General features: G+C 52.9%; 15 protein-coding genes. 6 read left to right on the top strand and 9 right to left on the bottom strand.

Translation table 11 applies throughout. The features are described 5' to 3' along the window. Nucleotides 1-263 precede the first annotated feature (263 nt). Together AC2FAK_RS07565 and AC2FAK_RS07560 are read right to left on the bottom strand one after the other, a co-directional pair. Nucleotides 264-992 carry a MerR family transcriptional regulator gene (locus AC2FAK_RS07565; protein WP_013096958.1) on the bottom strand — a complete coding sequence of 243 codons (729 nt, stop codon included), beginning with the start codon at nucleotides 990-992 and terminating at the stop codon, nucleotides 264-266. Nucleotides 993-1,182: 190 nt separating this feature from the next. Continuing rightward, nucleotides 1,183-2,403, bottom strand: coding sequence for a diguanylate phosphodiesterase (locus AC2FAK_RS07560; protein WP_095454813.1), 1,221 nt, complete (start codon nucleotides 2,401-2,403; stop codon nucleotides 1,183-1,185). A 341-nt stretch (nucleotides 2,404-2,744) separates the two neighbouring features. Here AC2FAK_RS07560 and ycgZ point away from each other — a divergent pair, with 341 nt between their 5' ends. From ycgZ to fdhF, 4 genes are all read left to right on the top strand, one after another. After that, entirely contained in the window at nucleotides 2,745-2,984 is a 240-nt protein-coding gene (gene ycgZ, locus AC2FAK_RS07555; protein ID WP_013096960.1) for a regulatory protein YcgZ, read from the top strand. A gap of 4 nt (nucleotides 2,985-2,988) precedes the next feature. Next, a complete protein-coding gene (locus AC2FAK_RS07550; RefSeq protein WP_095454814.1) occupies nucleotides 2,989-3,309 on the top strand; it encodes a hypothetical protein in 321 nt (106 codons plus the stop codon). 29 nt (nucleotides 3,310-3,338) lie between these two features. Further along, nucleotides 3,339-3,617: a biofilm development regulator YmgB/AriR family protein gene (locus AC2FAK_RS07545; RefSeq protein WP_013096961.1), complete on the top strand. Its 279-nt coding sequence runs from the start codon at nucleotides 3,339-3,341 to the stop codon at nucleotides 3,615-3,617. 175 nt (nucleotides 3,618-3,792) lie between these two features. Beyond that, the gene (gene fdhF / locus AC2FAK_RS07540) at nucleotides 3,793-5,943 is read left to right on the top strand and encodes a formate dehydrogenase subunit alpha (protein WP_095454815.1); all 2,151 of its coding nucleotides are present in this window, start codon (nucleotides 3,793-3,795) and stop codon (nucleotides 5,941-5,943) included. Nucleotides 5,944-6,114: 171 nt separating this feature from the next. On the opposite strand, the gene AC2FAK_RS07535 is transcribed toward fdhF, so the two are convergent. From AC2FAK_RS07535 to AC2FAK_RS07510, 6 genes are read right to left on the bottom strand one after another with little or no spacing between them, the layout of a single operon-like run. Next, a complete protein-coding gene (locus AC2FAK_RS07535; RefSeq protein WP_013096964.1) occupies nucleotides 6,115-6,759 on the bottom strand; it encodes a helix-turn-helix transcriptional regulator in 645 nt (214 codons plus the stop codon). Between the two features lie 51 nt (nucleotides 6,760-6,810). Beyond that, nucleotides 6,811-7,299 carry a fimbrial protein gene (locus AC2FAK_RS07530; RefSeq protein ID WP_072203700.1) on the bottom strand — a complete coding sequence of 163 codons (489 nt, stop codon included), beginning with the start codon at nucleotides 7,297-7,299 and terminating at the stop codon, nucleotides 6,811-6,813. A 35-nt stretch (nucleotides 7,300-7,334) separates the two neighbouring features. Continuing rightward, nucleotides 7,335-8,282, bottom strand: a complete 948-nt coding sequence (locus AC2FAK_RS07525; RefSeq protein ID WP_013096966.1) for a spore coat protein U domain-containing protein — start codon at nucleotides 8,280-8,282, stop codon at nucleotides 7,335-7,337. Nucleotide 8,283: 1 nt separating this feature from the next. Continuing rightward, nucleotides 8,284-10,821, bottom strand: a complete 2,538-nt coding sequence (locus AC2FAK_RS07520; protein ID WP_095454816.1) for a fimbria/pilus outer membrane usher protein — start codon at nucleotides 10,819-10,821, stop codon at nucleotides 8,284-8,286. A gap of 44 nt (nucleotides 10,822-10,865) precedes the next feature. Next, a complete protein-coding gene (locus AC2FAK_RS07515; protein WP_062934312.1) occupies nucleotides 10,866-11,543 on the bottom strand; it encodes a fimbrial biogenesis chaperone in 678 nt (225 codons plus the stop codon). A gap of 57 nt (nucleotides 11,544-11,600) precedes the next feature. Beyond that, nucleotides 11,601-12,131, bottom strand: coding sequence for a fimbrial protein (locus tag AC2FAK_RS07510; RefSeq protein ID WP_095454817.1), 531 nt, complete (start codon nucleotides 12,129-12,131; stop codon nucleotides 11,601-11,603). Between the two features lie 356 nt (nucleotides 12,132-12,487). Here AC2FAK_RS07510 and AC2FAK_RS07505 point away from each other — a divergent pair, with 356 nt between their 5' ends. Together AC2FAK_RS07505 and AC2FAK_RS07500 are read left to right on the top strand one after the other, a co-directional pair. Further along, complete coding sequence (locus AC2FAK_RS07505) at nucleotides 12,488-13,147, top strand: helix-turn-helix domain-containing protein (RefSeq protein ID WP_013096970.1); 660 nt, start codon at nucleotides 12,488-12,490, stop codon at nucleotides 13,145-13,147. A gap of 66 nt (nucleotides 13,148-13,213) precedes the next feature. Further along, entirely contained in the window at nucleotides 13,214-13,843 is a 630-nt protein-coding gene (locus AC2FAK_RS07500) for a helix-turn-helix domain-containing protein (RefSeq protein ID WP_023620691.1), read from the top strand. A gap of 44 nt (nucleotides 13,844-13,887) precedes the next feature. Here the strand turns inward: AC2FAK_RS07500 and AC2FAK_RS07495 are convergent, their stop codons facing one another. Further along, on the bottom strand, nucleotides 13,888-14,082 hold the full coding sequence (locus tag AC2FAK_RS07495) for a YdiH family protein (RefSeq protein WP_013096972.1): 195 nt from the start codon (nucleotides 14,080-14,082) through the stop codon (nucleotides 13,888-13,890). Nucleotides 14,083-14,092 lie beyond the last annotated feature (10 nt).

Raw genomic sequence — 14,092 nt, 5'->3', positions numbered from 1 at the left:
TAACGATTATCACTTCAACCCTCTGACAGCAGGGGCATTAGGCTTAATCGCCCTTTTTGCCTGGTTTTATTAAGCATAGACCCTGTGAGAGGATGCTGGCGGGATGGATTTAATTGTTCAATGCATTGATTAATAATGCATTTCTCTGCATTGTTCGTCTGATTAAAAGGAAAAGCAAAATATGCATCGGAAATGCCTATTTTTGAGATAGCTTTTGCGCAGGACAGGACAGAAAGAAAAAAGGCCCTCAAGGCCTCTGATGATTAATGATGAAAGGCGACGGAAAAACCCTGTTCACGCCAGTGATCGAGCTGTTCCTGCTGACGGGGCGTGGGCGATTTTCCCGTCCATACAAAGAGTTTCTGCCCGGGGAAGAGTTCGGGACGCGGTGAATCAATCGGCTCTGCCAGCACGTCGATATGCCAGCCCTTATTGGCTAAGCGCGCGGCTTCAAGCCACAGATGAGTGCGGTCGTCGCACTCCCAACCGATGAGCAACGCATCTTTACCGGCTTTTTTACGCGATTCTGCCAGGCTTGCCACGGCGAATTCGATCAGCACACCATCAAACAGGCTCGCCATGTGGCGCACCGTATTTTGATCCTGATTCATGCGCTGCCTTACGGGGGTAATAATGTTGTCGATCAGCGCATCCATGGCGTGATCGCGGCGAAACTCGCCAATTTTTGCGCGCAGTTTTGCCGGGCTGGCATAGCGCAAAACGGTCATCATCTCTTCCTGGAAAGCGGCCCAGTTACCCTGGGTCATCACTTCCTTGTTTTCCAGCAAGGCTTTTACTTTCCCCACCGAAACGCCTGATTTCATCAGACGTTTGATCTCTTCAATGCGCAGGATATCCTCGTCGTCGAACTGACGATGACCCCCTTCACTGCGCTGCGGCTTCAACAAACCATAACGGCGCTGCCAGGCACGCAGCGTAACGGGGTTGATACCGCATCGTTCGGCGACTTCGCCGATACTGTAATAGGCCATTAACTCCCTCACGCTCAATACTTCCATACCCAACCACAGCAACCTTATCAGATTGTACAAGCTATTTGTATAACTAAGACCTCAGTTTGAAACAGGTGAATGGTGAGGACACCATCCACGCCGTTAACTCTATTGTTGTCTAAATTCCGCCTTACGTACAGTTAACTCTGCCAAAGGTTGTACAGCTTTATCACAATCCAGACTTTTTCTCGGGCCACGAAATTGCCGGAATGCCGCCATGTCGGGGGCTGGCAAACAGATGCCCCTGGAACTGGGAAATTCCCGCAGATTCCAGCCACATCCACTCCTCAGCCTTCTCTACGCCAACGGCGCAGAACTGAATTTCCAGCGAGGAACAGCACTTGATAATCGCCTGAATGATGGCCTGACGCGGACCACTTTTATGCACATCCAGCACCAGATCGCGATTAATCTTAATTCTGTCCGGCTGGAACTGGGCCAGCAACTGCAGCCCGGCAAAACCGGCCCCGAAGTGATCGATCGTCACGCTGATACCGGCACTTTTTAACTGCCGGACCGAATGGGTAAACTCATCGAAGCGCGAGATGGCTTCACTTTCGGTGAATTCCACCACAATTTGCTCCGGCACAAAGCCGTTCGCGTCGATAGCGGTGAGCAGGAAATCGACGGCATGCGGGACATTGACCAGCGTCATGGGCAACAGGTTAATCGACAGCGTCTGATTCTGTAGCCCCAGCGCACTGGCCATGGAGAGCGCAACCTGTTTGCTGTGCAAATCTGCTGCGTAGACCTCTTCGCGCGGAAGAGCCGCAAAATAGGCCCGTGGCGAGTCGCCGGATGGCGTGCGCAGCAGTGCTTCCCAGGAGACCACCTCCTGCATAAAGGGATCCACAATCGGCTGAAATGCAAAGCTGCAGTCCGCCCCTTTTGCTACCACCGGCGGTTGTGCGGATAACGGCGTCTCCTCAGGGATAAAATCCCAGGCATCGGCGGGAGGCAATTCAAAATAGTTGGCCTTCTCCGTTGCCTCAACGAACGTGCGGAAGAACTGCAGCGGACGATCGTTATAGGTCAGCTGATAGCGGCTCGTGCCCTTATTAAGCACCTGCTGAAGAACATCTTCCCGGTCGAAGTGGCGCAAATCAAAGAGCTCCATTCCAACATTGCCAAAACGCCGGGAAGGTCCGTGATCGCGCATCAGTTCCACCACATTGTGGTGACGCGGATCGCGGCAGATCTGCTCATAAATGGCGGTCACGTTTTCGACTGGCCCTTCGAGCAACTGAAAAAAATGCGTGCCGTTAAACAACAGGATCCCCGTGACGTCGGATTGTCGGTTTTTACTATCTGCAGCAGCGACCATGGTTTCCAGCGCTTTCACCGGAACGTCATCGCAGATATGGCTGCGGTATATGATGGTTGTCAGCATGCTTTTCCTGGAGGGGTTAGGGGTTTGGCCACGAAAACGCGTGGATAGAGTTCTGTTATAGCATATTAATTGTCAGGCAAATAATTTACGTCTCAATGATTTAGGACGTTTATGACCCGAGTTTTCGATGTTGTACAACTTAACCACGACGCTTCAAGTTGTACAATATATTCTGTTACGATACCGTTACAAACCCCACCAATAACCCACTGAAATGTAAAAAGTTTATAAAATATATCATAAAATATTTAAAAATCTGTACATTTTTAATGTACAGATTTGGGATTTGTGTATACCTTAAATGTAACGTTAGTGATTACTAAATTTTACAGGAGCGAAACATGCAACAGAACGGTTACGTCGCAGATTCTGCCGCCGCGATTGCGCAGTACTTCGAAAAAGCCGCGCTTCCAACGCAACAGGAAACGCTGGGTGAAGTCGTGGTTGAAATTCTTAGCGACGGGCGAAACCTCAACCGCAAGTCGCTCTGCACCAAACTCTTAAGTCGCCTCGAAAAGGCCGAAGGGCCGGAAGAGGAACAGCATTACCACATGCTGCTTGGTTTGCTCTTCGAACGGTAACGTTATGAATCGCAGTGACGCTGAAAGACTCACAGACCATCTTATCGGTGAAGCCGTGCTTTCCCTCCTGAAAGAACGGGGGCCACTGACGACCGATTCTCTGGTACAGCGTCTGCGTAAAATGCAAATACATGAAAAGGATCCCCGGCGGCGGGAGACACTGGCGAGGGTGATAGCCGACATCGGCTCAAAAAACAGCGCCTTTATACGTCGCAGAACCGCGCAAGGACGATCAATCAGAGAGGGATCTCTCAAGGATAACAGAGACAATGTAGTGCCGTTATTTGGTGATGGAAAACCGTCCAATCCCAGGAAAATACATTGACTGCAATTTAACAGCTACGGTGAGAACAAATGAGACAGAATATTCAGCCACAACCCGAATACCATTCGGCTTTTCTGGACAGCGCTTTGTCGGAGTATTTCCGCCACGCTGGCGATCGTTTTGCTGAAGAATCCGCGATTTTTTCTACTGCAGTACGTTGTGTCCTGGCCACGGAAGGTCACCTTACCAACAAAGCGATCATTCTCTGGCTGATCCAGACGCTGGAAGCGACGGATGACGTGGTTCAGGCCGACGTCATTCGTAAAACGCTGGAAATTGTTGTGGGTTACACAATGGACGACCTTTAAAATCAGCTAACGTGTCATCGTCATAACTGTCGACCAGCCTGACGATGACACCCCTCCCCCTTCATGACACCCTGTGAAACACGCATCGTAAAGATGGCACACTTCCTGCTTACTCCTCTTTACGGGATCGGGCTCTCCGGTCATCTTGCTTCATTTTTTAACAGGTCTGTTATTGATGAAAAAAATCGCCAGCGTCTGCCCTTACTGTGGTGCAGGCTGTAAATTAAACCTCGTTGTTGAAAATAACCGTATTATCCGTGCCGAAGCCGCAGACGGCGTAACCAATCAGGGCACCTTGTGCCTGAAAGGCTTTTACGGCTGGGACTTCCTTAACGATACCCGCTTGCTCACCCCTCGCCTGACGCAACCGATGATCCGCTACCACAAAGGCGAACCCTTTACCCCGGTCACCTGGGACGAGGCCATTTGTTATACCGCCCACAAGCTTAAAAACATTAAAGCGCAGTTCGGCCCGCGGTCCATCATGACCACCGGCTCTTCCCGGGGGACGGGCAATGAAACCAACTATGTGATGCAGAAATTCGCCCGTGCGGTACTCCATACCAACAACGTGGACTGCTGCGCACGCGTCTGCCACGGGCCTTCCGTGGCGGGTTTGCAGGAAACGCTGGGCAACGGCGCGATGAGTAATTCCATTAACGACATTGAACACTCAAAATGCCTGCTGGTTTTCGGATACAACTGCGCCGATTCCCATCCTATTGTCGCCCGCCGCGTGCTGAAAGCCCGTGAGAACGGTGCGAAAATTATCGTCTGCGATCCGCGTCGGATTGAAACAGCCCGCATTGCCGACCAACATCTGCAACTGAAAAACGGCAGCAATATGGCACTGGTTAACGCCTTTGGCTATGTGCTGCTGGAAGAGGAGTTGTACGACAAAAACTACGTCGCACGCTTCACGGAGGGGCTTGAGGCCTACCGGCAGACGGTGAAAGAGTACGCGCCAGAGAAGGTCGAACATCTGACCGGCATTCCCGCCCACGATGTCCGCCAGGCGATGCGCACTTTCGCAGCGGCACCTTCAGCGACCGTGATGTGGGGAATGGGCGTCACACAGTTTGGTCAGGCCGTAGATGTGGTAAAAGGCCTTTCGAGTCTGGCGCTGTTAACCGGTAACCTTGGTCGCCCTGCCGTCGGCGTCGGTCCCGTTCGCGGACAAAATAACGTGCAGGGAGCGTGTGACATGGGCGTATTGCCCAATATGTTCCCCGGCTATCAGGACGTGACGGACCCGGCTGTCAGGCAGAAGTTCGCCGATGCCTGGGGAATTGACGTTACGGTAATGGACGATCGCGTCGGCACGCGTATTACCGAGGTGCCGCATCTCGCCCTGGAAGGTAAAGTCAAAGCCTATTACATCATGGGGGAAGACCCGCTGCAGACCGAGGCCGACCTGGGCCTGGTGCGCAGCGGCTTTGAGGCGCTCGACTTTGTGGTGGTACAGGACATCTTCATGACCAAAACGGCGGAAGTGGCGGATGTTCTGTTACCCGCCACCTCCTGGGGCGAACACGGGGGCGTCTTTACCTGTGCCGATCGCGGCTTCCAGCGTTTCGGCAAGGCCATTGAGGCCAGCGGCAACGTAAAACGCGACTGGGAGATCATCAGCCTGCTGGCGACAGAAATGGGCTATCCGATGCATTACACCTCAAACCAGCAGATCTGGGATGAGATGCGCGCGCTGTGTCCGCTGTTCTACGGCGTAACATACGAAAAAATGGGCGAAATGGGCCATGTCCAGTGGCCATGCCCAACGCTCGATCACCCCGGCACACCGTACCTGTACAAAGATAATCACTTCGACACGCCAACCGGCAAAGGGCAACTGTTTGCCGCGCCCTGGCGAGCGCCCGCTGAAACACCTGACGAAGACTATCCTCTGGTGCTCTGCACGGTGCGCGAAGTGGGACATTACTCCTGTCGTTCCATGACCGGGAACTGCGCTGCGCTGCAAAGCCTGGCCGACGAACCGGGTCGGGTGCAACTGAACCCGGCGGATGCGGAAAAACGCGGTATTACTGACGGGCAACTGGTCTGGGTGCGTTCGCGCCGCGGTAAAGTGATTACCCGCGCCAGCCTCAGCGAACGCATCAACCCCGGGGCTGTATATATGACCTATCAGTGGTGGATTGGTGCCTGCAACGAACTGACGCAGGATAACCTCGATCCCATCTCCAAAACGCCGGAAACGAAGTATTGTGCGGTTGATCTGGACGCCATTGAGGATCAACGCTGGGCTGAGGACTTTGCGGCATCAGCGTACCAGTCCATGAAGTCTCGGCTGATCAGTGCGGTGAATGTCTGAGAAAATGCCGGGTGGCGCTGCGCTTACCCGGCCTACGTTACGGGCGTTTATCCAATCAACAGCAGGCAGGATAAATCATCGCCGCCATGGTTTTTGCCGGGGAAATAGCGGCTAATACCATGACGCGCGCGCTATGCTAAAGGCGCATAACGGCGCACAAATTCAGGTAATTTACAGTATCAAAGAGAATGCGAGATAGTCACCGAGCCGGTTTGGGTAACTGTTCCTTTGCACCATTCGGCGAATAAGGGCAATCAGTTCAAAATCGGTTCGCAGATTAAACTTTTGCATCATTACATACTTTTGCGTAAAAACGGTTTTATCGCTGATCTTCAGCGCATGCGCGATCTGCACTACCGATAATCCCCGGTAAAAATTGGCCATGATGCGTTTTTGCTGGGGTGATAATATTTTATGCTGACACTCTGCGCAGCTTTTTTGCTTCCAGCTGTTCCCCGCCAGCTCTGCGCGGTACCAGGCAATGAACAGCACCTGGCTTATCCGATCAAGCGAAGCACGACGCGAAATAAAAATAATATCGTTAAAGCAGGAGGGTAAGGCAGAAAAATGATATTCATCTTCTACCAATCCTATCACAATCCCTTTCTGGCGCGCCTGTAATTCGGGAAAACAGACCAGCGCTTCCCCCATACAAAACGAGAGAACGATAATATCGGCGGCACTGACGTTATCACGGCTAAGCTCCGCCTCGAAATGAATCTGCTGCTTAAAATTACGCAAAAAGAATTCCACAAAGAAACACTGCAGCCCATGGTGAAAAAATTGGTCTGTCTCTTGAATCAGAATATTCAACATAGCAAATACCGATGTGGGTCAGTCAATAAGCGTTATTAACGCGCGGGATTGTTAATTGTATTGCATGGTCATCACAACAACTGCGCTGACACTGCCCGGCGTCGCGCCACCGGTTACAGATTTTACCGAAGCCTGCATGGCCATGGTCGCCGTTCTGTCCGGCGCAATATTTTGCGTTATGCTGGACCCGGTCCCCTTCAGCGTACCCGTTGCGGCCTCACGCATGGCTATCGCCACGTTTGTCGCCGAGCCGCTGTTCATGTAGTAGTCCGTACCGGCCGCCGGATCGGGGGTGCCGGTGAACGAGACCGTGACGCTTCGGGTCCCCGCCGGGCACTGGGTAAATTGCAAATTAAACGGCACCGGATCGGATGTCGATCCCGGCGTCGCCATATTAGTCGCCTGTATATTTCCAAGATTAATATCCAGGTTTGCGCTCCCGCCATTAAATACGCAGGGCGAGGCGATGATATTTCCCGTCACGCCCAGATTAACGCTATCAGCTGCAATGACGTTCCAGCTGAATGCAAGGAGGAGCATCCCTCTCCTGAAGGGTAATTTCATCATTTCACCTGTTACTGGTAGGTCAAATTAAGGGTGGCGGAGGCATTTGCCGAGCCGGACTCAACGGATGTTAATGTCTGGAAATAGCGTGCCGTTAACGGGAGCGTCTCCTGCCCGCCTGCTGACTGTTTTAATAAAAGACGGCTGTTTAACGTCAGCGGCGAGCCATTATAAAGAAGCTGTACGCCAACGCCTTTTGCGGTGCCGCTGTTTCCCTGCCCTGTTAATGCCATTACGCTGGTATTCGCACTGTCCGGGTTCTGTATTCCGCTCAGGGAAACCGAAATATTGGTGCCAGCGCTGCAGTTCAACCCGAGATTTTGCGTATTCTGCGCAACCGCTGGCGTGGTGCCCACCACTGAGCCAAATGCTGCGGCCGAAATATCGCCAATCGGGAACGTCAGCTGCGGCGTGGTGATGGTGCAGGCCAGCGCGTTGATTGTGCCGCCGGTCAGCTGCACGGTTAACCCGTCGCGGTAGATACCGTCGCTGCCCTGCAGCGTCACCGCCCCTATGGGGCCTGGCGTTAAGGCGCCGGACGATACCGGGCCGGTCACCACCAGCTCGACCCAGCCCCCGTACCAGACCACATACGAGGTCTGCGCACTATACGAGAACGTATTGCTCGGGTTCTCAAAATAGGCATTTGATGAAAGCCGAATACCAATCCCGCTAACGTTGGTGTTGTACACATGATTGCCGTAGCTGCTCAGCGCGGCATTGTTGTATCGCATGCTAAAACCCAGCATAAGCGGATTAGTACACCCGCTAAGGTAGGTGCCGGTATTGCTCGCCGCGCCGGAAAAAATCACCGTGCCGACAGGCGCATCGCGCTGAACATTGATTGTGCCCACCGACAGCGTAGAGAGCTGAGGCGTAATGGTGGTGCAGGTCCCTGCCCGGGCGATATGCCATGCGCAAAGACAGCACAGCAGTAATAACATGTTGATCCGTTTCATCTTAATGCTCCTGGCGACACGAGACGCTGATGTCCGTGATGCCGCCGTATTGCGCTCCCTTCGGCAGGCTAAAATCTGCCCGACACTGCTGGTGAGGTTGATGTCCCCATGTTGCCAGGACCGTGCCCTGGTCGCGCAGGCCGGTTAAATAGACCTGGCCGCGATCGCCCACGATAAAGCTGCTCTTGTCATCATCCGCCAGGGTAACAACCGCGCCAAACGGCACGAACTGCTCAGGCGTCGTCAACGTCATCAGCACCCGACGTCCGACTTTGGACAAATAATCGGCTTTTACCACCGCGCCGCGCGTAGGCGTGACCGTGCGGGTGTTGATCTCCAGCTCCACATCGTCAGGCATATTTTCCGGATCGAGAGTGAGATCGTTTTTGCGGTATACGGAGAGGTTATTCACCACCGTATAGCCCCGGAAATCCGTTCGCACGCCGGACTGATTGCGGATATTCACGCCGTGCGCGCCCGGGGCTTTGATTACCGCGTTGGTTTCCCCCAGCGGCTGAGACAGCGTCACGCCATCAGCATGCGCGAGGATCCCCCCCTGCAAACCATAGCTAAGGCGCTCGCTATGTTTGTCGTACCCATAGCCCGCCGTAACTTCCCCGTACGTGCCTTTATAGTCGCCGTTGAGCGTACCGGTATAGCCCACGCCATCCGAACCAAAACCCTGCTGGATATTCCAGCTCAGGGCGCTATTGTCGAGGGCCACCCCGTTCATGCCGATACTGTGCGTCGTGCCACTGTTCTTACTGGCGTTCAGGCCATAGTTAGCCCAAGTCTGCGGCAGAAATTTATCCAGCGGTACGCTAACGGTCAGCGCCAGAAGCTGGTCGTTAGCGTAGGTCTTTGTACTTCCACTGCCGGACGACGGGCTGCCATTTTTGCTGTATGTCCAGCTCACGCCATAGCTGATGTTGTGCCAGTCATTGTTGTAGCCGACACTCCACGACGCCATGGGTCTGTCAGCGTTCCAGTAATCTTCCCGCGCGGCGCTGAGCGTCAGCGCGCCCCGGTCACCGCCCAGCGTCTGGCTCATGGTGAGCTCCAGGCGGTTACGCCGTCTGTCCTGAAGTGCGCCGCTGTTCCCCCAGGAGTCCAGCACGTCCTGGAGTCCGTAATAGCCGCGCGTTGAATAACGGTACCCCGCAATCGAAAAGTTGGTGCCGGTATTAATAACGTTCTTGCTGTAACGCGCTCGCCAGGACTGCCCCTGCGTTTTTGCAGTATTGGCTGGCGTTGACCAGGCCTGGGTGACATCGACGGAAAGCGCGCCGAAATCCCCCATGTTTTTACCGGCTCCGACCGCAAGCGACTGATATTTGCTGGCACCCTGCCCCCCGCCATAGATCGTGATGCCCTTCTGAAGCCCATAAATCGCGGCGATCTGCCCGAACGGGGTTTTCTCCACGCTGCTGTTGTAGGCGCGATACTGTCCACCGGTGAGGGCATATTTCAGTCGCCCTTCGCGCTGCAATACCGGTACCGAGGCATACGGCAGCGTGAAATGCTGCTCGCTGCCATCGGCCTCTTTGATGGTCACGTCTAAATCGCCCGCGCCGCCGGTGGGATACATATCGTTAATTTCAAATGCGCCCGGCGCCACGTAGCTTTGGTAGATCTGATAGCCATTCTGGCGAATCACCACCTGAGCATTGGTGCGCGCGATCCCGCGGACCACTGGGGCATAGCCTTTCAGGGAGTCCGGTAACATGTCATCATCCGAGGCCAGCTGAACCCCGCGAAAAGGCACGCTGTCAAAGACATCCGCCGGGGCGGAACTGTCCCCAAGGGTAAGCTGCGCTTTCAGGGGAATAACGGCACGTTGCAGATAGCTGTAGACCGTGTCCCATCGATCTTTCCCCGCGCCATCCCGTGACCAGGTGGTGTAGTTGCGTAGACGCCACGGGCCAATATTTATCCCCGGACGCAGGTTCGCATACTGGCTGTTGCTGCTGACCCCCTCACCCGCTTTCGCCCGGCTGTTCGCGCCGCTGAGGCTGTAATTGAGCATGGCTGCCGTTATCCCCTCATCCCACATCTCCGGCGGCACATAGCCTCTTGCCGGCAGATCGATGGCGGCCTGCGGAATACTCAACACCAGACGCTGGGCACCAAACTGGAAATCGGCACTGGCCTGGGGAATCGCCTGAAGATTGACGCATTCACCGTGTCCTGCACTGAGCGCAGGAAATAATGCCGTTTTCACCCCCCAGCGTTTTAATTGCGCAAGACTCAGACAAGGCTGCAATGACGCATCGCCGTTGTCGGCTTTGCTCGCGGTAAACTGAATATCCCCCGTCTCCAGAAACGCGTCGTCGACAATAATATCGACATGGTAGATCCCCGGTGCCTGCGAGCCTGATTCAAAGGCCGACAAATCGGCTTTATCCATGCCTGGATTATCCAGCTCAATTAATTCGGAGTTAAAGGCAACACTGGCGTAGAGCGAGGTTGAGGATCCGCCAAACGCTAAGGCGATAAACATCGCCAGGCGTGCGGGTTTCATCGTGTTATTTACCGTCATTGCGAATTACCGGGTTAATGCAGGCGTTGCCGTTTGCGAAAGGATCACAAACTGGCTTGATGTAATACGCCGGGACTGCCATAGTCGTTGATAATTTTAAACGTGAGTGAATTTCCCCTTGCCTCATTGGGTAATACAAACCGGGCTGAGGCGCCGGGTAACACGTAGGTCACATCGTCCAGCTTTTTCCCCCCCAGCGTAATTTCATTAAAATTGACGACATATTGCGTGGGGTTGTTGACCTGAATTTCATTCCCGGCGCGTTGCCAGGTTAATTTATTAGCCTGTTCTTCTGGCGTAGACGCCCGCAAACTTTCTGGCCGGTAGATCAGTTTGATGCGCGTTTTCACTGCTATTTGCAGGGCGTTCGTCTGTTTTGATGCTGAAGGGATCGCTTTAATATTCAGCCAAAATAAACTTTCCTGCTGCTGAGGCAGTGCACCCGCCATCACAATTCGCTCGACGTTTTTTTGCCCGCCATCCAGTCGGTATAACGGTGGTGTAATAATAAAAGGCGCTTTACCTGAATTACCTTCCGGCAAATCTATCCATGACTGAATTAAATAAGGCGTCGCGTCAGGATTATTAATGCTTATTGACGCCTCTTTTTTTGTCCCATCGAAAATGATACGGGTGCCGCCAATAATCACTCCGGCCTGCGCTGTGCTCAGCGTCAGTGCTGACAGCGCTACGGCCAGTCCGGTTGTGTTGATAAAACGCATTGTAAACCTCATACCACAAAGGGGCCGGGTTGGCCCCCTGCACATTGCTGCAAACGATTAGTTGTAAACCACGGAGAAGTTAGCGACAGAATTCGCCGGACCGGCGGTGACAGTCGCTGCGGTGGAAATATACTGAGCGTAGAAACTCAGGGTATTATCCGCGGTGCTGCTCAGCACATAGCTATAGCTGTTGCTGCCGTGAAGCGGCAGATCCGCCTTATCCGCACTCATCAGGTTGATTGCCACTCCGGTCGCCGCTCCCGCCGCGGACGAATCAATCGCCAGCAGGCTGGAATTGGTGGCATCTGGCGTACCATCAAAGCGAACCTTCGCGTTGGTCACCGTCACCGGGCAATTTTTCAACACGATATTAAATTGCGTGGCTGCGGTTCTGGCCCCGGCGGTTGGAAACTCGGTCTTATAATAATCACCTAATACCACCACCTGGTTCTGCGAAGCCACATCAACGTCACAGGCGGAATCCAGAATATTTCCGTTAAAATTAACGGTACCTGCCGCGGCGAAAGCGTGGGTTGCTGTCAGGGCGGAACCCACTGCCAGCAGGGTTATCATCATTTTATTTTTCATCATCAAATCCTGTATCACTTTATTTATTACTGAAATCCAGATTACATAATTCGGGCTTCATCAGCCGATGACCGAAATTTATACAACTCTTTTTCGGCACACAATCTATTTTGAGGTCTAGCTGTAGACTTCTCTTTAACAAAATAAATACATTTCAGTTTTGAAATTTCTTAAGCCTTTCTATTTTCAGTCTACTTTTAGACCCCTAATTTACGTCCTTAGAATTCATATAATTAGGCTCGTCATTTACTGCGGTCTATTTTTGGACCCGTCTTAAATATTCCACGACCCGCTGTTTTTTAAGATAATTCTCTATATCGATCAAATAATGATCGCGTCCGTGAGTGAGGTATCTGATGAACACCCGAATGGCTCCCAGTCTCGATAATGAAAAAGCTACCGTGCTTACGGCTAAACCCTATAAACACATCGAGAAATTAATTGATCATCTTCTTCCGCTGGCAGAGAGGCGCATACTGTCCCGGGGGGAAGTGCTCCACTATTATGCAAACGACGTGCGTCAGTGTTTTTTATTGCTCCAGGGCAGCGTGGCGTTGCACCGTCGGGGAGATGGCATCGTCTTAAATTCTGAATCCGCGCCGTTTATTCTTGGCGTGAGTAGCCAGTTCTCCTCAGAGCACCTGTATGTCAGGGCGCTGGAGACCTCCGAACTCGCCGGGGTTTCGCTGGAGCGTTTTAACGGCGTGATTGCGCAACACAATTTGTGGGAGCCGTTTTCGCATCTGCTGATCTATACCGCCTCCCGGGTCTATGAGCACTGCTCGCGGATCTCGCAGATGTCGGCCTATGACATCATCCGTTTTCAGCTGGTTGAATTGATGCAGGAGCCCGAAGCAATACGGCTGAACACCACGGCGGCCGCCTATATACAAAGTCGCACCTGGCTTTCGCGTAGCGGGATAATGCGGATCCTGGCCGAACTGCGCACCGGGAAGTACATTACGATGGAGCGCGGCGTGCTGCTTGATGTCCACCATCTGCCGCGGAAATACTGATTCAGGTGATGTCGGTAATAAGGAGTAACGCTATAATCAGAAAGACGATTCTTTCAGGTTCAGGTTATGTCCTCCACAGAAAAACCCCATCGTGGTTCTCCCTATGCGCAAGCGCTGATTACGCACTTACAACCTTATTCTTCTGTCCGTCATCTCGATCGCGGGGAGCAGCTGGATCTGGTGGTTAATGGCCGGGGAATGAGTTATTTGATTCTGGAAGGGACCGTTGCCATTTACCGACGCAGCGACAATCTGATGCTGTCGACCGCGAAAAGCCCGGCGTTATTTGGAGTGGCTAATATTAATGACATCTTTTTTGACGACTACCTGAAAACGGTGACCCCCTGCAAGATTGGAACGCTGACCGCAGAGCAGCTCCACGTCATTATTCAGGAGAAGGCGCTGTGGGGGTTGATATCAAACCACCTGATGTTTATGTACAACCGGCTCTATAACACCGTCATGCCAAAGGGTGCCCCGACGGCCTATGAGATGATCCGCCAGCAGCTGATGTTATTAATGAATGAAGATGAATCTTATCGCCGGGAGATAACCGCAGAACGCTACATTCGTGACAAAACCCAGCTTTCCCGCAGCGGCGTGATGCGTATCCTGGCCGATCTAAAAACGGGGGGCTTTATTGAAATGGAAGATGGCAGGCTGATTAAAATCAATAAACTTCCCGCCCGGTACTGAATTGCAGACACAAAAAAGGCCGCGCTCGCGGCCTTTTCACTCTCTCAATGGACGTGAACGCCCAAGCGCCAGGCAAAATAGATCTCTTCTTTCAGTTCATTCGAAGAGAGCGCCAGCAAATCTGTAAACTCCAGTTCAAGCTGTTTCAGCTTTTTCAGGTACTGCGCCGGAGACAGGTTGCTGTTATCGCGACGTAAATATTCAATTGCCAGTTGCGTTGGGGTTATTTCAGTATCCATGATGTCCTCA

Source organism: Enterobacter cloacae complex sp. 394F7 (assembly GCF_057320385.1).
The sequence above is the reverse complement of the archived record's forward strand: the minus strand, read 5'-3'. Positions and strand labels throughout refer to the sequence as shown.

Coding starts and splice junctions, on each gene's coding strand:
- AC2FAK_RS07565 (WP_013096958.1), bottom strand. CDS start 992: ATGGCCTATTACAGTATCGGCGAAGTCGCCGAACGATGCGGTATCAAC.
- AC2FAK_RS07560 (WP_095454813.1), bottom strand. CDS start 2,403: ATGCTGACAACCATCATATACCGCAGCCATATCTGCGATGACGTTCCG.
- ycgZ (WP_013096960.1), top strand. CDS start 2,745: ATGCAACAGAACGGTTACGTCGCAGATTCTGCCGCCGCGATTGCGCAG.
- AC2FAK_RS07550 (WP_095454814.1), top strand. CDS start 2,989: ATGAATCGCAGTGACGCTGAAAGACTCACAGACCATCTTATCGGTGAA.
- AC2FAK_RS07545 (WP_013096961.1), top strand. CDS start 3,339: ATGAGACAGAATATTCAGCCACAACCCGAATACCATTCGGCTTTTCTG.
- fdhF (WP_095454815.1), top strand. CDS start 3,793: ATGAAAAAAATCGCCAGCGTCTGCCCTTACTGTGGTGCAGGCTGTAAA.
- AC2FAK_RS07535 (WP_013096964.1), bottom strand. CDS start 6,759: ATGTTGAATATTCTGATTCAAGAGACAGACCAATTTTTTCACCATGGG.
- AC2FAK_RS07530 (WP_072203700.1), bottom strand. CDS start 7,299: ATGCTCCTCCTTGCATTCAGCTGGAACGTCATTGCAGCTGATAGCGTT.
- AC2FAK_RS07525 (WP_013096966.1), bottom strand. CDS start 8,282: ATGAAACGGATCAACATGTTATTACTGCTGTGCTGTCTTTGCGCATGG.
- AC2FAK_RS07520 (WP_095454816.1), bottom strand. CDS start 10,821: ATGACGGTAAATAACACGATGAAACCCGCACGCCTGGCGATGTTTATC.
- AC2FAK_RS07515 (WP_062934312.1), bottom strand. CDS start 11,543: ATGCGTTTTATCAACACAACCGGACTGGCCGTAGCGCTGTCAGCACTG.
- AC2FAK_RS07510 (WP_095454817.1), bottom strand. CDS start 12,131: ATGAAAAATAAAATGATGATAACCCTGCTGGCAGTGGGTTCCGCCCTG.
- AC2FAK_RS07505 (WP_013096970.1), top strand. CDS start 12,488: ATGAACACCCGAATGGCTCCCAGTCTCGATAATGAAAAAGCTACCGTG.
- AC2FAK_RS07500 (WP_023620691.1), top strand. CDS start 13,214: ATGTCCTCCACAGAAAAACCCCATCGTGGTTCTCCCTATGCGCAAGCG.
- AC2FAK_RS07495 (WP_013096972.1), bottom strand. CDS start 14,082: ATGGATACTGAAATAACCCCAACGCAACTGGCAATTGAATATTTACGT.